Annotated in this window: 16 protein-coding genes and 1 pseudogene; 14 read left to right on the top strand and 3 right to left on the bottom strand. The window is 35.4% G+C overall.

Annotated features, from left to right (window positions below; translation table 11 throughout):
* Nucleotides 1–339 precede the first annotated feature (339 nt).
* From pgk to CGC49_RS08960, 10 genes are all read left to right on the top strand, one after another.
* Nucleotides 340–1,530, top strand: a complete 1,191-nt coding sequence (gene pgk / locus CGC49_RS09005; RefSeq protein WP_042343907.1) for a phosphoglycerate kinase — start codon at nucleotides 340–342, stop codon at nucleotides 1,528–1,530.
* A gap of 174 nt (nucleotides 1,531–1,704) precedes the next feature.
* Nucleotides 1,705–2,256, top strand: coding sequence for a redoxin domain-containing protein (locus tag CGC49_RS09000; RefSeq protein WP_095894159.1), 552 nt, complete (start codon nucleotides 1,705–1,707; stop codon nucleotides 2,254–2,256).
* 189 nt (nucleotides 2,257–2,445) lie between these two features.
* On the top strand, nucleotides 2,446–2,775 hold the full coding sequence (locus CGC49_RS08995) for an iron-sulfur cluster assembly accessory protein (protein WP_041986634.1): 330 nt from the start codon (nucleotides 2,446–2,448) through the stop codon (nucleotides 2,773–2,775).
* 48 nt (nucleotides 2,776–2,823) lie between these two features.
* A complete protein-coding gene (locus tag CGC49_RS08990; protein ID WP_095912430.1) occupies nucleotides 2,824–3,192 on the top strand; it encodes a four helix bundle protein in 369 nt (122 codons plus the stop codon).
* A gap of 81 nt (nucleotides 3,193–3,273) precedes the next feature.
* Nucleotides 3,274–4,731 carry a Fe-S cluster assembly protein SufB gene (gene sufB / locus CGC49_RS08985; RefSeq protein ID WP_095912429.1) on the top strand — a complete coding sequence of 486 codons (1,458 nt, stop codon included), beginning with the start codon at nucleotides 3,274–3,276 and terminating at the stop codon, nucleotides 4,729–4,731.
* Nucleotides 4,732–4,967: 236 nt separating this feature from the next.
* Nucleotides 4,968–5,315: a hypothetical protein gene (locus tag CGC49_RS08980; protein ID WP_232745178.1), complete on the top strand. Its 348-nt coding sequence runs from the start codon at nucleotides 4,968–4,970 to the stop codon at nucleotides 5,313–5,315.
* A gap of 522 nt (nucleotides 5,316–5,837) precedes the next feature.
* Nucleotides 5,838–6,149: a membrane-binding protein gene (locus CGC49_RS08975; protein ID WP_095912428.1), complete on the top strand. Its 312-nt coding sequence runs from the start codon at nucleotides 5,838–5,840 to the stop codon at nucleotides 6,147–6,149.
* Between the two features lie 338 nt (nucleotides 6,150–6,487).
* Nucleotides 6,488–7,888, top strand: a complete 1,401-nt coding sequence (locus tag CGC49_RS08970; RefSeq protein WP_095912427.1) for a hypothetical protein — start codon at nucleotides 6,488–6,490, stop codon at nucleotides 7,886–7,888.
* 33 nt (nucleotides 7,889–7,921) lie between these two features.
* Nucleotides 7,922–8,659 carry a Fe-S cluster assembly ATPase SufC gene (gene sufC / locus CGC49_RS08965; protein ID WP_013998035.1) on the top strand — a complete coding sequence of 246 codons (738 nt, stop codon included), beginning with the start codon at nucleotides 7,922–7,924 and terminating at the stop codon, nucleotides 8,657–8,659.
* 342 nt (nucleotides 8,660–9,001) lie between these two features.
* Nucleotides 9,002–10,948 (top strand): hypothetical protein, encoded by a 1,947-nt coding sequence (locus CGC49_RS08960; protein ID WP_198540624.1) that lies wholly within the window; start codon nucleotides 9,002–9,004, stop codon nucleotides 10,946–10,948.
* 84 nt (nucleotides 10,949–11,032) lie between these two features.
* Here the strand turns inward: CGC49_RS08960 and CGC49_RS08955 are convergent.
* Nucleotides 11,033–11,970 (bottom strand): annotated as a pseudogene (locus tag CGC49_RS08955) (DUF4372 domain-containing protein).
* A gap of 757 nt (nucleotides 11,971–12,727) precedes the next feature.
* On the opposite strand from CGC49_RS08955, the gene CGC49_RS08945 reads away from it, so the two are divergent.
* From CGC49_RS08945 to tsaD, 3 genes are all read left to right on the top strand, one after another.
* Nucleotides 12,728–14,989 carry a TonB-dependent receptor gene (locus tag CGC49_RS08945; protein ID WP_095912743.1) on the top strand — a complete coding sequence of 754 codons (2,262 nt, stop codon included), beginning with the start codon at nucleotides 12,728–12,730 and terminating at the stop codon, nucleotides 14,987–14,989.
* Between the two features lie 19 nt (nucleotides 14,990–15,008).
* The gene (locus CGC49_RS08940) at nucleotides 15,009–15,362 is read left to right on the top strand and encodes a heavy-metal-associated domain-containing protein (protein WP_042007504.1); all 354 of its coding nucleotides are present in this window, start codon (nucleotides 15,009–15,011) and stop codon (nucleotides 15,360–15,362) included.
* Nucleotides 15,363–15,476: 114 nt separating this feature from the next.
* Complete coding sequence (tsaD, locus tag CGC49_RS08935; RefSeq protein WP_095912426.1) at nucleotides 15,477–16,502, top strand: tRNA (adenosine(37)-N6)-threonylcarbamoyltransferase complex transferase subunit TsaD; 1,026 nt, start codon at nucleotides 15,477–15,479, stop codon at nucleotides 16,500–16,502.
* A 189-nt stretch (nucleotides 16,503–16,691) separates the two neighbouring features.
* On the opposite strand, the gene CGC49_RS08930 is transcribed toward tsaD, so the two are convergent.
* On the bottom strand, nucleotides 16,692–17,882 hold the full coding sequence (locus CGC49_RS08930) for an aspartate aminotransferase family protein (protein ID WP_095912742.1): 1,191 nt from the start codon (nucleotides 17,880–17,882) through the stop codon (nucleotides 16,692–16,694).
* A 119-nt stretch (nucleotides 17,883–18,001) separates the two neighbouring features.
* Nucleotides 18,002–19,549 (bottom strand): glycine--tRNA ligase, encoded by a 1,548-nt coding sequence (locus CGC49_RS08925; RefSeq protein WP_042007510.1) that lies wholly within the window; start codon nucleotides 19,547–19,549, stop codon nucleotides 18,002–18,004.
* Nucleotides 19,550–19,650: 101 nt separating this feature from the next.
* Between CGC49_RS08925 and CGC49_RS08920 the strand changes: the two genes are divergently transcribed.
* Nucleotides 19,651–20,343: a ComF family protein gene (locus CGC49_RS08920; RefSeq protein WP_095894152.1), complete on the top strand. Its 693-nt coding sequence runs from the start codon at nucleotides 19,651–19,653 to the stop codon at nucleotides 20,341–20,343.
* Nucleotides 20,344–20,362 lie beyond the last annotated feature (19 nt).

Below are 20,362 nucleotides of genomic sequence, written 5' to 3'. Positions count from 1 at the left end.
AAATAAAGTTTGGAGACTCACAATATCAAAAGAATTTTTTATTTCAAAATCTTAAGGCACAAAGATAATTAAAAAAAGCATATATGTTTACAGTCAAATCATTATTTTGCTAAAAATCACAATTTTTCTGGTTCTATTTGTTTTTTCGCATACATGTAAATTTATAGTACTTCTTAATAGTAAAGTTAGATGTTGACAAAGATATGTTATTGATGAACAATATTTTACCCTCCCAAAAAGATGTAGCTTAAAACTTTCAGAACCATAAAGTTGTTTTTCTTTTTAGAAATTTGTAACTTTGAGGCTTTAAAAAAATATAATTATAATTCATTACATACGATGAAAACCATAGACAATTTTAATTTCAAAGACAAAAAAGCGTTGATCCGTGTGGATTTCAACGTGCCTTTAGACGAGAATTTTAAAGTAACTGATACAACGCGTATCGAGGCAGCAAAACCAACCATCGAAAAAATATTGAAAGATGGAGGTAGTGTAGTTTTAATGAGCCACTTAGGTCGTCCAAAAGGAGAAAGAAATGACAAATACTCACTCAGACATATTGTGGATGAAGTTTCTAAAGTATTAGGAAAATCTGTTCAATTTGTTGACGACTGTGTAGGTGAAAAAGTAGAAAAAGTGGTTGCAAGTCTTCCTGCTGGAAGTATTCTTTTGCTTGAAAACCTACGTTTCTATGCTGAAGAAGAAAAAGGAAACGAAGAGTTTTCTAGCAAATTGGCAAAATTGGGAGATATCTACGTAAACGACGCTTTTGGAACAGCACACCGAGCTCATGCCTCGACCACAATCGTTGCAAAATTCTTTCCGAATAACAAATGCTTCGGATATTTATTAGCTAAAGAAATCGAAAGTATTGATAAAGTGATGAAATCAGGAGAAAAACCTGTAACTGCTATTTTAGGAGGTTCGAAAGTGTCTTCAAAAATAACCATCATCGAAAATATCTTGGATAAAGTAAACCACTTGATTATCGGTGGAGGTATGGCATATACATTCATTAAAGCACAAGGAGGTAAAGTAGGAAATTCTATATGCGAAGATGATAAATTGCAATTAGCATTAGATATTTTAGCAAAAGCGAAAAGCAAAGGAGTTGAAGTGCATCTACCCGTAGACGTGGTTGCAGCCGATGATTTCAGCAATGATGCTAAAACACAAGAAGTGGATATTACCAACATTCCTGACGGATGGCAAGGATTAGACGCAGGTACAAAAAGTTTAGCGAATTTTAAAGAGGTTATATTAAAGTCAAAAACAATCCTTTGGAATGGGCCAGTGGGAGTTTTCGAAATGCCTACATTTGCTAAAGGAACTATCGAAATAGGTAATTTCATTGATGAGGCTACCAAAAAAGGAGCTTTCTCACTTGTGGGAGGTGGAGATTCAGTAGCAGCTGTGAAACAATTTGGTTTTGAGAACAAAGTAAGCTATGTTTCTACAGGTGGAGGTGCCATGTTAGAAAGTCTTGAAGGGTTAGTACTTCCAGGAATTCAAGCAATTTACGAGTAATCTCACTAAATAAACATAAAAAGAAACGACAATTCCCTATATAAACTATAAGGGATTGTCGTTTCTGCATTGTACTCAGATAATATAAAAATAATCCTATGAAAACTTTCAGTAGGTAGATTGCATAAATAGTTACATATTTCATATCTTTGTCCACATAAATTTTGTATATAAATGAAACTAAGAACTGTTTTGAACCTCGGACTGATTTTATTAGTTCTCGCTTTTTTCGTAACTCCTTTGGGATATGAAAGTAAGATAATCTTACAACGGATATTTTCCAGCTCGGTTGAAGTTCTTCCTACCAATGAACAATATAAAATTGACTTTGATTGGAAATTAAAAGACCGAGATAATAAAGAGTTCAACTTTTCTCAGTCAGAAGGAAAGAAACCTTCCTTTGTTTATTTCTGGTCATCGTGGAGAGTTACCAGTGTTGCCGATTTATCTGGCATACAAAAGCTCTACAATGACTACAAAGAGAAAGTTGATTTCTATATAATTACTAATGAATTGCCTTCTCCGGTAGAAGAATTAATGTCCAAGAGAGGCTATAACTTTAAAGTGACTTATTTAATCATAGGTGAGAAAATGCCTTTTGATGCAGAAAAAATACCTTCGGGATATATCATTGACAAACACGGAGTTGTCCGAGCAAAAAGCGAACGAATTGCAAATTGGAATAGTGATAAAGTTCGCAGTTTGTTAGATACCATTTCAAAATAGCTTTCAACAAAACTCTAACTATTTTTCAACCACTTACAGATTAATAATAAGAAAATCTTATACCAACATACGTATAATTTAATTGTATATATGTTGGTATTTGAATTATATGTGCTATTTTTGCCAACAAAACCTGATATATATCATATATTTAGCTTTTTTTAGAAAGTAATCAAAACATAAAACACAATGATTCAAGTATCTGAACAAGCAAAAAAGAAACTAATTTCCTTAATGGAAGATGATAATTTCGACCCTACAACCGATTTTGTACGTGTGGGCGTAAAAAGCGGTGGTTGTAGCGGACTTTCCTACGAACTAAAATTCGATAAAACTACTGATGCCGACGATAAAATATTTGAAAACAACGGAATACGCATTGCTGTAAACAAAAAAAGTTTTCTCTATTTGGTAGGTACAATCCTTGAATATTCAGGCGGACTTAACGGAAAAGGCTTTGTATTCAACAATCCCAACGCTAACAGAACTTGCGGCTGCGGAGAGAGTTTTTCGTTGTAAGATTATTATTCATTCAAAGATTTAAAGATTAAATAATTAAAAAAAAATATGGCGCAGGAGTTTGAAAGTTTTAGAGTCTATAAAGAAACTTTAGCTCTAACCCAAAAAGTCTTTGAATTGTTAAATCATCAACATTTGAAAAATGAATTTGAATTTTCTAATCAGATGAAACGTGCTATTTTATCTATTTCAAATAATATTGCAGAAGGTTCAGAATATAATAACAACGCACAATTTGTACGATTTTTAAAATATGCAAAGGGAAGTTGTGCAGAAGTAAGAAATATGCTTAATATTTGTAACAAAATTTACCACATCAATACAGAAGATTTAAAAGAGCATTGCAGAGAGATATCCGTTCAGCTTTCAAAATTTATTGATTATTTAAAAAATAATGATAACAAACGGAGTAAATAATTGATTAAACCTAACAGGATTGATTCTCTCCTCATTTATTTTTTTAATCTTTTAATCATTTAATTTTTTAATCAAAGAAAAATGGCAAAATACACAGAAGACGATTTACGTGACGAACTACAAACCAAGGAGTATGCCTATGGTTTTTATACCGATATCGAAGCCGAAACATTCCCAAAGGGGCTCAATGAGGAAATTGTAATTGCGATTTCCAAAAAGAAAAACGAGCCTGAGTGGATGACCAATTGGCGTCTTGAGGCTTTCCGCATTTGGAAAGAAATGGAAGAACCCGAATGGGCAAATGTAAAATACGAAAAACCTGATTTCCAAGATATTTCGTATTATTCCGCACTCAAGCAGAAACCTCAATACGAAAGTTTAGATGAAGTAGACCCAAAACTTCTTGAAACTTTTAACAAATTGGGTATTTCCATCGAAGAGCAGAAACGTTTAACAGGCGTTGCCCCTGTTGCGATGGACATCGTGATGGATTCCGTTTCGGTGGCGACAACTTTCAAAAAGACGTTAGCAGAAAAAGGAATCATATTCTGTTCTATCTCCGAAGCCATTCAAGAACACCCCGAATTGGTGAAAAAATACATCGGCTCTGTCGTACCTAAAACCGACAATTTCTATGCTGCCCTGAACTCGGCGGTATTTTCCGATGGGTCTTTCTGTTATGTACCCAAAGGCGTTCGTTGTCCGATGGAGCTTTCTACGTATTTCCGAATCAATCAGGCAGGTACAGGGCAGTTCGAGCGTACATTGGTAATTGCCGATGAAGGTAGCTACGTGTCTTATCTTGAAGGATGTACCGCTCCGCAACGTGACGAAAACCAATTACACGCTGCCGTAGTGGAGCTGATAGCTTTGGACGATGCCGAGATAAAATACTCTACCGTTCAGAATTGGTTCCCGGGGGATAAAGATGGTAAAGGAGGGGTTTTCAATTTTGTAACCAAACGCGGGCTATGTGAAAAGAACGCCAAAATATCTTGGACGCAGGTCGAGACAGGTTCCGCAGTAACTTGGAAATATCCATCGTGTGTGCTCAAAGGTGATAATTCGATTGGGGAATTTTACTCCATCGCCGTAACAAATCACTTCCAACAGGCGGATACAGGAACTAAAATGATTCACTTAGGGAAAAATACGCGTTCAACTATTATTTCAAAAGGAATTTCTGCCGGACAATCGCAGAATTCTTACCGAGGATTGGTGAAAGTTAGCCCGAATGCCGAGAATGCACGAAACTTCTCGCAGTGTGATTCCCTTTTGATGGGCAACGAGTGCGGAGCTCATACCTTCCCGTACATCGAGGCGAAAAACAAAACCGCTCAAATAGAACACGAAGCTACAACTTCAAAAATCGGGGAAGACCAAATTTTCTACTGTAACCAACGCGGTATCGACACGGAAAAAGCCATCGCCCTAATTGTAAACGGCTTCAGCAAGGAGGTATTAAACAAACTTCCGATGGAATTTGCCGTAGAAGCTCAGAAACTATTGGAAATCTCTTTGGAAGGAAGCGTCGGATAGGTCGAGAGGCTCGACACCCAATAATCTTTTTCAAAAAGAAAGATGAAAAAGCCAAGTTTCAAGCTATTTTTCACAGAAAACAACCATAACAAGGCGTTAATACAGTAGGGGTGTATTGCAATACACCCTTACATCGTTTAAAATAATGTAATATAAAGCATTTCCCTATATAGATAAAGTGTATTTCATCAAAATATTTTGTTTTTCTATAAGGGATGAGACAAATCCCTAAAGGGATGGAACATTTTTTATCAGGGATAATGTATTTCCCTAAAGGGATGAGCAATATCCTTAATGGTACAAGGCATTTCCCTAAAGGGATGAACAATATCCTTAATGGTACAAGGCATTTCCCTAAAGGGATAGAGTGTTCCCCTAAAGGGATAGAGTGTTTCCCTAAGGGGATAGAGTGTTTCCCTAAGGGGATGAACAATATCCCTAAAGAGATGGACAATATCCCTAATAGTACAAGGCATTTCCTTGTAGAGGCGAAAGATATTTCGCCCGTATATTGTGTAGGACGATATGATATAAAATATTTCCCCGTAGGGGCAAAACATCTTTTGCCCTTACATTGTGCATAGTGATGTGATATGAGATGTTTCCCCGTAGGGGCGTATTGCAATACGCCCGTACATTATGTAAAGCGATTATGATATAAGATATTTCCCGTAGGGGCGTATTGCAATACGCCCGTACATTATGCAGGACAATATGATGTAAGATATTCCCCGTAGGGGCAAAACATCTTTTGTCCTTACATTGTGCATAGTGATGTGATATGAGATGTTTCCCCGTAGGGGCGTATTGCAATACGCCCGTACATTATGTAGAGCAATTATGATATAAGATATTTTGCCCGTACATTGTATAGAGCAATGTGATATAAGGTGTTTTTTAAGCAATATAGATATAAATTAACATCAGCAGAAATACAATCCACGTTACAAAAACAAAAACTGTTGATAAATACGTTCATAAAAAGCTGATAATAAGTAATATTTGGCTCGATATTTGCTTGTTTTTTTAATGGAATAGCCCAAAAGCTAATGGATAACAAAGGTGGAAGGCTTAAACGGAATATTAACCATTAAAATCGAATTATTATGGCAAGGAAATCGTATGCAGAAAACATCAAATCTGTAAAGTTAATGATTGACGGGCTTAGAAATCACAAGGATAATCTACCCGCAGGGATTGATGAGGCTTTTATCAATGAGTTGGAAGCCTTAAAAAACAAAGTCGAAACCCTAAACAGCGAACAAGAGAAGCTCAAAGCCGATTTAAAATCGAAAACTGAGGAGTTCGATAAGCAACTCAAGCTGCTTACCGACAAACAATCGGTTGCTCGGAAAAGAACCAAGATGGATTATCAGCAAAGTCAGTGGCGAGAATTTGGCATTGAGGATAAAAGATAAGTCCGCAAGGTGGTACAAAACAAAAAAATGTAGGGGCGGAAAACATTTCGCCCGTACATTGTGTATAGCAATGTGATATGAGGTGTTTTCCTGTAAGGGCGTATTGCAATACGCCCGTACATTATGTAGGGCAATGTGATATGAAATATTTCCCCGTAGGGGCAAAACATCTTTTGCCCTTACATTGTGCATAGTGATATGATATGAGATATTTTCCCGTAGGGGCATATTGCAATACGTCCGTACACAATATTTTCCAAACAAAGAAAGGTAACATCACACCTTAAATAAAACCAAAAATAACTGACATATAACTACTATTACAAACATAACGATTTATGAAACAAGCATTTTTATTCATCACACTTTGGGCTTTGGTAAGTACATCTTGCAGCAAAGCAGAACATACTGAACCCTCAAAAGAACAAGAAATCCCTAAGCCGGAGCAAGAAGCTCCAAAAGGAAATATATCCAAAGAGAAGGTCAAACAATTTTTCGTAGAACACCTATCGGGTAAAATGACGTCTTTTCAAGAAGGGAAAACCTTGTCGCTTACTGAAATAGCCCATACGCAACAAGAAATTTGGCAAAGTTGGAAAGAAGCAAACCAAAGTTTTTCTGAAGAGAAGTTAGGAGATTTAGCTCCTCTTACCAATGCTACTCAAGGCAATCGTTGGCAACTTCCTGCTAACTTGGAGGCAAATGCTACAATGCCTTTCTATTGGGCTTCCAAAGGTAATCAACCTGAAAAAGGGTATCCGCTTTTTGTGTATATGCACGGGTCGGGCGATAAACATCAGGAGTGGGCTAACGGAAAGATTCTTGCACAACGCTTTGAAGATGCTCCATCTGCCTATTTCATTCCGCAAATTCCCAATACGGGCGAACTATATCGTTGGTGGCAAAAGTCAAAACAATTTGCTTGGGAGAAACTACTCCGATTGGCTTTTCTTTCAGGGAAAGTAGACGCTAATAGAGTGTATTTCTTCGGAATATCTGAAGGAGGTTACGGAAGTCAGCGATTAGCTTCTTTTTATGCTGATTATTTAGCGGGAGCAGGTCCGATGGCAGGAGGCGAACCACTCATAAACGCTCCGGTAGAAAACTGCCGAAATATTGCTTTTTCACTCCGAACAGGGGCAAACGATAATATGTTTCATCGGGATTTATTTACTCGATATGCAAAAGAAGAATTTGAAAAGTTTAAAGCCGAAGACCCTCAGGGATTTGTACATCATATTGAGTTAATTCCTAACAAAGGACACGGAATAGACTATCGCCCTACGACACCTTGGCTAAAGCAATATACACGTAATCCGCATCCGAAAAAAGTAGTTTGGGAAGATTTCCCAATGGACGGCATCTACCGAAAAGGATTTTATAACATTGCCATCAAAGAACGTGGAGCAGAACGTGTGCGTTACACGATGGACATCGTTGATAACAAAGTAAGTATCAATGTTGATGAAGTTACTTATCAGGGAATTGAAAGAAATCCTCGTTGGAAGTTATTCACGAAATATCAAAAAACGCATATTCCTTTGCAGAAAGGAAAATTTGTTGTTTATTTGAACCAAAATTTGGTGGATTTCAGCAAAGAAGTCACTGTTGTAGTGAATAATAAACAAGTTTTCAAAGGAATGCTACAATCTGATGTTCAACACCTTGTCAATAGCTGTGCTACTTTCTTTGACCCTGAAAGAGTATTCCCTACTGCTGTGGAAGTACACTTAAATTAAAATAGAAAATAAATTAAAAAATCAATATATAAAATGTTAGAGATAAAGAACTTACACGCCTCTGTAGAGGATAAAGAAATTTTAAAAGGCATCAACCTGAATGTAAAAGCAGGTGAGGTTCACGCCATTATGGGACCTAACGGAGCAGGAAAATCCACGCTTTCGGCAGTGATTTCGGGCAATGAAAACTTTGAAGTTACTGAGGGAGATATCATTTTGGAAGGAGAAAGCATTTTGGAAGACGCTCCCGAAGAAAGAGCCCACAAGGGAATATTTATGTCCTTTCAATATCCTGTGGAAATCCCCGGAATTTCCGTTACAAACTTCATAAAAACTGCGGTAAACGAAGCGAGAAAAGCTCGTGGTGAAGAGGAAATGCCTGCGGCTGAACTTCTAAAGAAAATCCGCGAGAAAGCTGAACTTTTGGAAATCAACAAAGATTTCTTATCTCGTTCGCTCAACGAAGGTTTTTCAGGGGGAGAAAAGAAACGTAACGAAATCTTCCAAATGGCAATGCTTGAGCCAAAAGTCGCAATATTGGACGAAACAGACTCCGGATTGGATATCGACGCTCTTCGTATCGTGGCAAACGGAGTAAACAAACTAAAAAGCCAAAACAATGCGGTAATTGTTATCACACACTATCAGCGTTTGTTGGAGTACATCGTTCCGGATTATGTTCACGTACTTGCCGATGGAAAAATCGTGAAGTCGGGCGGAAAAGAACTCGCTCTCGAACTTGAAGAAAAAGGCTATGATTGGCTGAAATAAAAACAAATCAAACAACAAAAGGTTTAAAGCGTTTGCTTTAAACCTTTTGCTTTTTGATAACATATTCGAGCATTAAAACAAATTGATTTGAAGAAGTGTAATTTGAAGGGGGGCATTAAAGCGAAGTTTAAATTGATAAGTATAAAAATGTTTTTGTAATTTTGGCTTTTCTGAAGATGAATCAAAAAGAATAAAAAACGATTAAAAATAGTAATATGGCAAGGATATTAACAGGCATACAAAGTACAGGAACTCCGCACTTAGGAAATATTTAGATGTCAAGTATAAAACATCTCTATTAATTTCTACGACCTTTAAAACAATCAAACAAAACAAACAACTATGAAGAAGGTATATTTAATGATTTTGTTTTTAACTTCATTCTGCGGTTTTTCACAAACTGAAGAAGAGGTACGCAAAGAACTTGAGGAACTTTTTACCAATTGTAAAAATACAAATCCTAATGATATTCTTCCCTTTTATGTGGATAGAAAATTAGGACTTATGAATAAAAAAACGATGCAAACCCTCGTTAAGCCAATTCATACCAGTATTTACATTGAAAGTTTTTCTCCGATTAGAGGAAAAGTGATTTATAGTGTATTTGATGAGCATTATTACACATTTTCGGTAGATAAAAACTGGAAAATTTCAACTAAAGAAGAAATAAATTACAGTTGTGTTTTATATTCTCCTTCTTATAAGAAACCAAAATATGAATTTGTACCTTCAGATAAGTTATCAAAAGGGTTTCAGATAAAAAACAGAACTGTATTTTTCGCCAAAGAATATGAAAGTTGTAGCTATTTTCGAGATAATGATATTTTTAAGTATAAAGGAAAATACTATTTAATTGTATGTAAAAAAGTTGAAGATGGATATTTGTATGCTATCATAGACCAACAAGGTAATATTTCAGAGCATTTTAATTACAAACATTCGTGGATTGATGTAAACAAATATGCTTCCAATGAAAATGACGTTTGGTTTAAAGTTCAAGATTCGGCAATGAGTAAGAATAAAGTAATAGGCTTTATCAATATGTCAGGAGAAGAAAAATTGAAGAATCAAGTTCCTGATGATATTTCTGCCTTAACGGTAATTTTCGGCTACGGAATAGCCAAAAATATTAATAAAGAAAATTATGCTGTTGTGGATTTGGTAAAAATGGAATGGGTTATTCCTCCGCAAGAGAAATTGGTTTTCAGAGACTTAATTATAGACACTGACAAGAAAGTTAATCGGCACGATATTAAAAATCGGGCAAAATATCGTATTCTGATAAGTACAGATAGCTATTCAAGAGATTTTTATATGGACTTCAGCGGAAAAAAATTCCTTCCGAAAGAGTTTGACAACCAAGAAGAAAACCTAACTCCAGAAACATTTGCCCAAAATAAGATAAAAGACTTCTTCAAAGACTACGATGCGAACACAATTGGCAATATTTTGTATTTCCAACGAGGATTTGACACAGGATACATTGATGCAGAAACAATGGAAGAAATCGTTCCGCCTTCAGGCAGTCCAATCTTAATACAAGGGGAGCTTTCTACTCCAAAAATAAAAGGGAATTTCTATTCTCACAACGGATTTTTTGAGTTTGAATACCACCCTACAAGTGGCTTGGAACTGAAACCTTACAAAAAATATGCTTCTCTACATCCAATTGGTGACCTAAACATAGAGGAAGTAAAAACAGAGATAAAGACCATTTATGTTGAGGAAAAACCCAAAAAAGCAACTCCCAACAACAAGAATTTTGAATATGTTGATATTATTACTCATAACGGAAACACCTATGTTTTAGCTCGAAAGTTATCAAAAGAAAATTCTATGATGGGAATTGTTAATGCAAAAGACAAACCTTTGCCTTCTTTTGAGTTTGAATACGAAACGATTGAGCAAAATACGTTTGCAAAAGATAATATTTGGTTTCTGACCAAGAAAAAAGGAGAAGAATACAGCCATTTTACGAGTATTTCGGGTGATACAAAAACTCTGTTCATCAAGGAAATAAAGAAAAAACGATTAGGATACGCCATTGCAGAATCTATAAATAATACAATGGGAGTTATTGACCTTACCACAATGCAATGGGTTATCAAACCTCAAAAGCAGTTACATTTTTTAGATTTCAGACATACTTCAAAAGAAGAAATTGACACGCAAAACATTGAAAACAGAACAAAAGCAATGCTATACATTCTCGTATATCAAGATGATTATCAATACTTCATTGATTTGAAAGGCAAAAAATATATTCCCGAAAAATATTTGAAGGAATAACTCTTAAAAATATACATATTATAAAATTCACAGCCGTCCGAAAGTTTTTTGAAAACGACATAAAAACCCTTGTCAACCCTTTATTTATAAGGGAAGACTTGTTTGTTGTGCGGAATTATCTCTGTCAAAGAGTGTGTTTTCAGGTGGTTTTTTTGCTTTTTTTACGGTGGGTTTCAGTTCGTTGCAAACATAATTCAGCGTCAGATAATGCATAAGGCACACCCTTATTTTCTCGCAAAAATTACTAAATGCCGTCTTTTTATCGCTATAAAATCGCTTTACCAACTCCAACAGAAGATAGCAAATCAAAGCTACATAAATCTGTGATTTCACCGCATTTTCACTTGTGCCAAGAAAAATTTTTATCTGTAAATTTTACTTCATAGCCTTGTTTGAAGTCAAAACGATGATTTCATCTTTGAGGATGTCGTGGTCTTTTTCATCAGACAATCCAAGTTGATCGTCCCAAACGGTGTGAATTTTGAGTCTGCCTTTAGCTGTCCGAATCAAGCGAAGCGTATCATGAACACCTTTGAAACAAATAAAATTTTGTGAATAAATTTTGCCCAGTTGAAAAGACTTAAACACAGGCTAATGGTAGTACTGTCAATAATTTTTATTTTGTGATTTTGAATTTCATCGATGATATGACTTTGATGTTTGGCTTTTAAAGAGTGTTTGTAATACTTTAAAAGACTGGAATACAAATCTTTAAATACTCCATAATGTCTTACTTTGTTTCCATCACTCATTGTTGATTTTGCGGGACTTTGTTTGAGTTGGAGATCGCTTAGGAAGGTGCTACTTACTGATAATCCGCAACTTATGTCGGATAGCGTATAGCATTTATTCAGCTGTCCGAAAGTTAGTGCCACCGATTGATCGCGAGTTTTATAGGCAGATTTTCCTTTATCGGACTGATGTTTAGCGATTTCCGCTCTTAAAATATGCGTAGAAATGAGATCTAAAATTTGTCTGATTACGGGTTTATTTGTATTTTTGCCTCGCCTGAAGAGTGCCATAATTGAAAAAAAATGGGAATTTTTCAAATATACGACATTCTCAGGCAACTTTTATTTTAAAAGTTTCGGATAGTTGTGTATAAAATTCTAAAAAACACAAGATTTCTTTGGGAGTTGAATCTAAACAACAAAAAAACAGTTTTATTTTACCTTATTTCACAAAAAAATAATTACCTTTGCGCTCAACATGGTTCGCAAAATAACAAGCATATTATTAACTATTTTCATCCTATTTTCAAATTCAGGATGGGGTTTTGATTTGCATTTTTGTCAAGAACAGCTAACTCACATTTCATTCAAATATATATACGCAACAGATAATGAGGACATATGTTCTTCTTTATCAAAAGATTGCTGTATTATCTATGATGATAATCTTTCATCAAGTGAAGATCTTCACGACGAATGTTGTGATGGCGATTTTTTCGAGTCATCGGATTATGACAACGGAAAAATTACCACAAAATCTTTTGAGTGGCATTTGTATCCATGTGTTTTAACACAAATATCAGTCGCTCAACCCCCATTTATAATAACCAAAAAAACAAAAAAAAGCATTCCTGCATTTTATGTAGATTCGAATGCTCCTCCTCTTTATAAGCTATATTGTCAGCTCGTATTTTATGCATAATTTTACTTTTTAGTATGATTGCGTCAAATTCATAAAACATTTTATCTCATTGATAATATGCTTTTTATGACTTCATGTACATTTGATTATAATTTAAAAAGTAAAAAATACATAAAATACAAAATAATAATGAAAAAATATATATTTATGCTTTTAGGCATTTTGCCTATTGGCATTTTTTCCCAAGAGTATGTAAAAGGAAACGTTTTTGACCAAGAAAAACAGCCTATGACAGGGGTAAATGTTTATTGGGAAGGAACTTCCATAGGTGTTTCTACTAATGATGAAGGTGGATTTACAATAAAACGAACTCAAAAAACGAATGTATTAATCATTAGTTACATAGGATTTGAAACAGAACGATTAACCATAACTTCATCAACCCCTTTAGAGGTTATATTAAAAGCTGAAAACAATCTAGACGAAGTGGTTGTGACTCATAAAAGAGCCACCACTATTCGTGCTAAATATCAAATTGCTAATTTACAAACCATGAGTAGTGGTGAACTTTTAAAAGCTGCTTGTTGTAACCTTTCAGAAAGTTTTTCTACAAACCCTTCTATTGACGTAAATTTTTCAGATGCCGTAACAGGAAATAAGCAAATTAAAATGCTTGGACTTACAAGTCCTTATATCTTAATGGCAGAAGAAAACATACCCACGCTTAGGGGGGCTCTACAAGCCTATGGAATGTCGTTCGTTCCTGGTACTTGGATTGAAAGTATTCAAATTACCAAAGGAGCAGGAAGTGTTATCAATGGATATGAAAGCATCTCAGGACAAATTAATTACGAATTTTTGAAACCTGCAACTGATATTCCTTTCTTTTTGAATTTATACGGCTCACAGGACAGTCGATTCGAAATTAATGCTCATTTGAATCATAAAATTTCCCCTAAATTAAGTACCTCTATCTTAACTCATGGAAATATAACCCGCCAAAAAAATGACCATAATCATGATGGTTTTCTTGATATGCCAATAGGCAATCAAATCAATGTATTAAATAGATGGCAATATACTGATAATGAGAATGGTTGGGTAAGTTTCTTAAATCTGAACTATATGAAGGATGAGCGTCAAGCTGGGCAACTAAACTTTGACCCTTCAAAAGAAAAAAAATCTAAAAAAAATTGGGGAAGCGAAATTGATTCCGAAAAGCTAAGTGTTTCAAATAAAATAGGATACGTTTTCCCTGATGCTTCGTACAAAAGTTTCGGATTCCAAAATGCGTTCTTATCCCATCGTCAAAACTCGTATTTTGGTATGAATCAATATGATATACATCAAAAAAGTTGGTATTCAAATTTATTATACAATTCGATCATCAGCAATACGAAAAACAAATTTGCTACTGGTTTCAATATTGTTTACGATGATTTTTACGAATGGATTGACTCAAATTTTGAAGCAAATTACTCTCGAATTGATAAATCAATAGGTGTTTTTTTTGAATATACGTACGACAATTTGGATAATTTGAGTTTGGTAGCTGGAGTTCGTGCCGATAGTCATAACCATTTAGGAAATTTTATCACACCTCGATTCCATTTACGATATATCCCTTGGAATGAATCAACTTTGCGAATTTCGGCAGGAAGAGGAAAACGAATGGCTAATATTTTCGCTGAAAATCAACATCTTTTCATATCAAACAGAGATTTCAATATCATTCAAAAAAATGATAAAATATACGGTTTGAACCCTGAAATCGCTTGGAACTACGGAATTAGCTTTCTTCAATCTTTCCATATATTAAACCGCAAAGCGGAATTTGTAATTGATTGGTACGGCACTTCTTTTGAAAATCAAGTAGTTATCGATTTAGATAATTCTCCTCAGCAAGTTTGGTTTTATGATTTAGAAGGGAAAAGTTTCGCCAATTCATTTCAAGCGGAATTTAGTCTTTCTCCAATACAAGGATTAGATGTTAAAAGTGCGTACAAATATTACGATGTTAAAACACAATACATTAAAAATCAAATGGAAAAACCGCTAACTCCAAAACATCGTTTCTTTGTGAATATTGGATATGAGACCGAAGAAAAGCATGAAAAAAATCATAGTAAATGGAAGTTTGACTTCACCTACAATTGGATAGGAAAACAACGACTTCCTTCTACAAAACAAAACCCAACACCTTATAGATTAGAAGATTACGCTCCTTCTTTCAGAATTTTTAATGCTCAAATAACCAAAGTTTTTTCACATAACTTCGAAATATATCTTGGAGGCGAAAACATAGGTAATTATAAACAAGATAACGGAATTTTAGCTGCTAAAGATCCTTTTGGCTCATTTTTTGATGCTACAATGCTGTATGCTCCAGCATTTGGCAGAATGATTTATGGAGGTTTACGCCTAAAAATCAGAAATTTTAAACACTAATTTAAATTTATACCCATTTATGAGAAATATTTTATTTTTAATCACAAGTTTACTCTGCTTAACTTTAGTAAACGCACAAGAAACGAAAGAAATCAACAAGAACAAAAAAGCAGAATTCCCTGTGGGTGGGAATTGCCAAATGTGTAAAAAACGTATTGAAAAAGCTGCTTATTCGGTTAAGGGGGTGAAAAGTGCAGATTGGAATGTAGATAGCGGGAACATGAAAATAGTTATTGATGAGCGTAAATGTTCGGTGGAAGATGTACAAAAAGCGATTGCTAAAATAGGGCATGATGCGGGTAAAATCAAAGCTGATGAAAAAACGTATGAAAAACTACATCATTGTTGCTTATACGAACGATTACCTGAATAATTCAGTAAAAAGTTCCATATAATAAAAATTTAAAAGTCTCGGGGTTTGAAGTAACCAAAAATATAGAATCAATTCCCGAGTACCTTTTTTATCATTGATAAAATCATCAGAGAAATGACCAATACATATATTTTAGCTATCGAATCTTCGTGTGATGATACCTCTGCAGCAGTTCTAAAAAATGATTGTGTACTCTCAAATGTTGTTGCTAATCAAGATGTTCACCGAAAGTATGGCGGTGTAGTTCCCGAATTAGCTTCTCGGGCACATTTGCAGAATATCGTACCTGTAGTAGACCGTGCGTTAAAAGAAGCCAGAATATCACAAAACGAACTATCAGCAATTGCATTCACACGAGGGCCAGGACTAATGGGATCACTATTAGTCGGCACTTCTTTTGCTAAATCCCTTTCAATGGGGCTCAACATTCCTCTTATTGAGGTGAACCATATGCAAGCTCATATTTTAGCTCATTTCATTGATGAGGGAACTAAAAAACCTGAATTTCCTTTTCTAGCGATGACTATCAGTGGTGGACATACGCAAATAGTCCGAGTTGATAGTTTTTTTTCTATGGAAGTCTTGGGTGAAACTTTAGATGATGCTGTAGGAGAGGCTTTTGATAAAACTGCTAAAATTTTAGGTCTCCCCTACCCTGGAGGACCTCTTATTGATAAATATGCAAAAGAAGGAAATCCGAAAGCCTTTTCTTTTCCAAAACCCCAAACAAATGAATTGAATTTCAGTTTTTCAGGATTAAAGACAGCTGTATTATATTTCGTCCAGAAACAGACAAAGGAAAACCCCAATTTTATTAAGGAAAACATGCCCGACATCTGTGCTTCGGTACAACATACCATTATCGACATACTAATGTCCAAGCTAAAAAAAGCAGTAAAACAGACTAATATAAAACAGATTGCCATCGGTGGCGGCGTGTCTGCCAATTCTGGTATCCGCGAAACATTACAATCTTTGGGAGAAAAATACGGTTGGGAAACCTACATTCCAAAATTTGAATACTGTACAGATAACGCTGCTATGATTGGCATTGTTGGATACCATAAGTATAGAGAAAAACTATTTACAAGCCAAGAAGTTACAGCAAAATCCCGCTGGGAACTTGGGAAAGAGCATTGATTCTCAAAATATTCAACCAAATTGTGATTGAGGTTGATTAAAAAGAGGTGTGACGTCTACTTTTATTAGGAATATTATCTTTATTCATTGAAAAGATTTATAAACAATTTCGCCAAAGTTATGATTCTTGAGAATCATAACTTTGGCAACAATTAGAATACATTTTCCAATTCAGTGATTGTTAGTTCCTTATCTACTTCTATAAGCATTTAGTGCTTCGATAATAATCTCACAACCAATTTCGATTTCTGCTTCAGTCAATGTCAATGGAGGCGACAGACGAACGGCTCTTCGCTCAAAAAGTAACCAATAGACTATCAGTCCTTTATCTTGACAATAGTTAACTACAAAATCAGCCATTTCAGCCGATTGCAAGATTATTGCTAACATCAATCCTCGCCCGTTAACACTTTCAATAAATGGGTGTTGTAAATATTTCCGAAATAGTTTTTCTTTCTCTACAGTTTGTGCCATAAGATCGGTAGTCAGCAACTCTTTTAAGGTAGCTAAGGAAGCAGCAGCTATGACGGGATTTCCTCCAAAGGTAGTAATATGTCCCAATTTTGGGCTGTGGGATAACAACTTCATCAACTCGTTGGACGCTACAAACGCTCCGACAGGCAATCCACTCGCCATTCCCTTACCGATGGCGATGATATCAGGTACGAAACCGTAGTTTTGGAATCCAAACAACGTCCCTGTACGCCCAAAACCTGGCTGAATTTCATCAATAATAAGCAATGCTCCTACCTCTTCACAGCGTCTTTTAACTTTTACTAAATAGTCATTTTGCGGTTCTATGAATCCTGCTCCTCCTTGAATACTTTCTAAAACAACTCCTGCTGTACGGTGAGTAATTTTCTGAATATCAGATTCATTATTAAATTCAATAAAATCCACATCAGGCAATAATGGACGAAAAGGTTGCTTACGCTCTTCGTACCCCATCAAACTCATGGAACCTTGGGTATTTCCATGATAGGCATTTTTAGCTGCTATAAGTTGGGTACGTCCCGTGGCTCGTTTGGCAAGTTTCACAGAGCCTTCGATGGCTTCCGTTCCAGAATTTACTAAATAAGTAGTATTCAAATTTTCAGGCAGATGCTCTGCTAACAATTTACAAAAATCTACAGCTGGTTTTTGAACATATTCACCATAAACCATCACATGCATATAGGTTTCGCACTGTTTTTGAATTGCTTCCACTACCTTTGGATGGCAATGTCCTAAAGTACAAGCCGAAACCCCTGCTACAAAATCTAAATATTTTTTACCATCAGTGGTGAAAATATAGTTTCCCTTGGCATGTGAAACCTCCAACAACATCGGATAGGGCGATGTAGGAGCTTGATATTTTAAAAAATCTTCTTTTTGGGATATGTTTGACATAAAAATTCTTATCAACGCACGAAAAGATTGGGAGAAAAACTTTCTTTACCTCCCAATCCTCTGAATTAGTTTATTAATTACAAAAAATCAAATAAATGAATACCAACAGATTACTTCTGTGTTTTACGCAACCATTGGTTCATATCTACTTCTTTAAATATGATATTGCGTAAGTCGCTAATATCTACACGTGTCTGTTCCATTGTATCCCTATGGCGCAGAGTAACTGTATTATCCTCTTTAGTTTGATGATCAACCGTTACACAGAAAGGAGTCCCTGCGGCATCTTGACGGCGGTAACGACGACCTACGGCATCCTTCTCGTCATAGGCTACGTTGAAATCATATTTCAAATCATCAAAAATTTCACGGGCAATTTCAGGTAGTCCGTCTTTTTTCAACAAAGGCAAAATAGCTACTTTGGTAGGAGCTAATACAAAAGGCAAACGTAAAACGGTTCTGGTTTCGCCTCCTTCCAAAGTTTCTTCCTGCAAGGCATTTGAAAACACCGCTAAGAACAAACGATCAAGTCCCACGGACGTTTCTAATACATAAGGCACGTAGCTCTTATTTTCCTCTGGGTCGAAATATTGTAATTTTTTACCTGAATATTTTTCGTGATTACTTAAATCAAAATCAGTACGCGAGTGAATACCTTCTAATTCTTTGAATCCGAACGGAAACTTGAATTCAATATCGCAAGCCGCATCGGCATAGTGAGCCAATTTTTCATGATCGTGAAAACGATAATTTTCTTCCCCTAAACCTAATGATAAGTGCCAATTTAAACGCGTCTCTTTCCAATAGTCATACCATTGTTGTTGCGTTCCTGGTTTGATAAAAAACTGCATTTCCATTTGTTCAAACTCTCGCATACGGAAGATAAATTGCCGTGCAACTATCTCATTTCTAAATGCTTTACCTGTTTGAGCGATTCCAAAAGGAATTTTCATACGCCCTGTTTTTTGCACATTAGAAAAGTTTACAAAAATTCCCTGTGCTGTTTCAGGACGCAGATATAGATCCATTGCAGTGTCCGTGGTAGCACCTAATTTTGTTCCAAACATCAGGTTGAATTGCTTCACTTCTGTCCAATTTTTGCTTCCCGAAATAGGACACACGATTTCCAATTCTTCTATCAAGGCTTTTACATCGGCTAAGTCTTCATTTTCAAGTGATTTTGCCAAACGCTTCAGAATACTATCCGCCTTTTCTTTATATTCAATAACTCGAGCATTAGTAGTTACAAATTGCTGTTTATCAAAAGATTCTCCAAAACGCTTTGCTGCCTTGGCTACTTCTTTTTCTATTTTATCTTCAATTTTTGCTACATAATCTTCGACCAACACATCAGCGCGATAACGTTTTTTAGAATCTTTGTTATCGATAAGAGGATCGTTAAATGCATCAACGTGTCCTGAGGCTTTCCAAGTGGTTGGATGCATAAAAATTGCTGCATCAATTCCTACTATGTTTTCGTGCATTTGCACCATTGCTTTCCACCAATACTCCCGTATGTTTTTCTTTAATTCCACTCCATTTTGAGCGTAATCATATACTGCACTGAGTCCATCATATATCTCACTTGATTGAAAAATATAGCCGTATTCCTTGGCGTGTGAAATAACTTGTTTAAATAATTCTTCTTGATTTGCCATTTGTCCTAATATATTATGGTGATAAAAAATATATTTTAACTGCAAACTTAGTAAATATATTTCAAAAATTATTATATTTGCCGTAGATAAAATAACAAAATATGTCTTTTTCAGGTTTACTATCTGTGATATTTCCTGAATACTGCTCAGGATGTGGTCAGGTTTTAGGACATGAGGAGACATTTCTGTGTATTTATTGTAGAGGAAAACTCATTGAAACACAATTACATTTGCACAAAGACAATAGATTGTTGGAACGGTTTTACGGTCAATGTGAGTTGTTTGGAGCTACCTCTTTGTTTTATTTCCATAAGGACAGTGTGGTTCAGCATTTGATTCACCAATTAAAATACCAAAAAAAGGAATCTATTGGTGGGTGGTTAGGCGAATGGTTAGGTGAAAAAATAAAAAACGTTCCTCATTTTCAAGAAATTGATGTAGTTATACCCGTTCCGTTGCATAAAAAAAAGTTAAAAATGCGAGGATACAATCAAGTAGCTCTTTTTGGACAAAAGTTGGCTCAAATTTTGAAGGCTAACTACGTAGATGATGTACTTATAAAAGTGAAAGCCAACACTACGCAAACAAAAAAAGACTTATGGAGTCGTTTCAAGGATAGTGAAAACATTTTCTCAGTACAAAATACTGAAAAAATTGAAAATTGCAAAATTTTATTAGTCGATGATTTAATCACTACGGGGGCTACTATCGAAAGTTGTTACACCCAATTGGTCAAGGCTAAAAATGTTAATATAGGAATTGCCTCAATGGCATACTCTCTGCTTGGGCACTGAATAAAAAAAATAAACCTAA

Source organism: Capnocytophaga sp. H4358 (assembly GCF_002302515.1).
In the GTDB taxonomy this organism is placed as follows: Bacteria; Bacteroidota; Bacteroidia; order Flavobacteriales; family Flavobacteriaceae; genus Capnocytophaga; species Capnocytophaga canis.
This window is presented reverse-complemented; position numbering and strand designations above follow the sequence as displayed.

Coding starts and splice junctions, on each gene's coding strand:
- CGC49_RS08990 (WP_095912430.1), top strand. CDS start 2,824: ATGGCGCAGGAGTTTGAAAGTTTTAGAGTCTATAAAGAAACTTTAGCT.
- sufC (WP_013998035.1), top strand. CDS start 7,922: ATGTTAGAGATAAAGAACTTACACGCCTCTGTAGAGGATAAAGAAATT.
- tsaD (WP_095912426.1), top strand. CDS start 15,477: ATGACCAATACATATATTTTAGCTATCGAATCTTCGTGTGATGATACC.
- CGC49_RS08960 (WP_198540624.1), top strand. CDS start 9,002: ATGAAGAAGGTATATTTAATGATTTTGTTTTTAACTTCATTCTGCGGT.
- CGC49_RS08920 (WP_095894152.1), top strand. CDS start 19,651: ATGTCTTTTTCAGGTTTACTATCTGTGATATTTCCTGAATACTGCTCA.
- CGC49_RS08980 (WP_232745178.1), top strand. CDS start 4,968: ATGGAACATTTTTTATCAGGGATAATGTATTTCCCTAAAGGGATGAGC.
- CGC49_RS08995 (WP_041986634.1), top strand. CDS start 2,446: ATGATTCAAGTATCTGAACAAGCAAAAAAGAAACTAATTTCCTTAATG.
- sufB (WP_095912429.1), top strand. CDS start 3,274: ATGGCAAAATACACAGAAGACGATTTACGTGACGAACTACAAACCAAG.
- CGC49_RS08975 (WP_095912428.1), top strand. CDS start 5,838: ATGGCAAGGAAATCGTATGCAGAAAACATCAAATCTGTAAAGTTAATG.
- CGC49_RS08940 (WP_042007504.1), top strand. CDS start 15,009: ATGAGAAATATTTTATTTTTAATCACAAGTTTACTCTGCTTAACTTTA.
- CGC49_RS08925 (WP_042007510.1), bottom strand. CDS start 19,549: ATGGCAAATCAAGAAGAATTATTTAAACAAGTTATTTCACACGCCAAG.
- CGC49_RS08970 (WP_095912427.1), top strand. CDS start 6,488: ATGAAACAAGCATTTTTATTCATCACACTTTGGGCTTTGGTAAGTACA.
- CGC49_RS09000 (WP_095894159.1), top strand. CDS start 1,705: ATGAAACTAAGAACTGTTTTGAACCTCGGACTGATTTTATTAGTTCTC.
- pgk (WP_042343907.1), top strand. CDS start 340: ATGAAAACCATAGACAATTTTAATTTCAAAGACAAAAAAGCGTTGATC.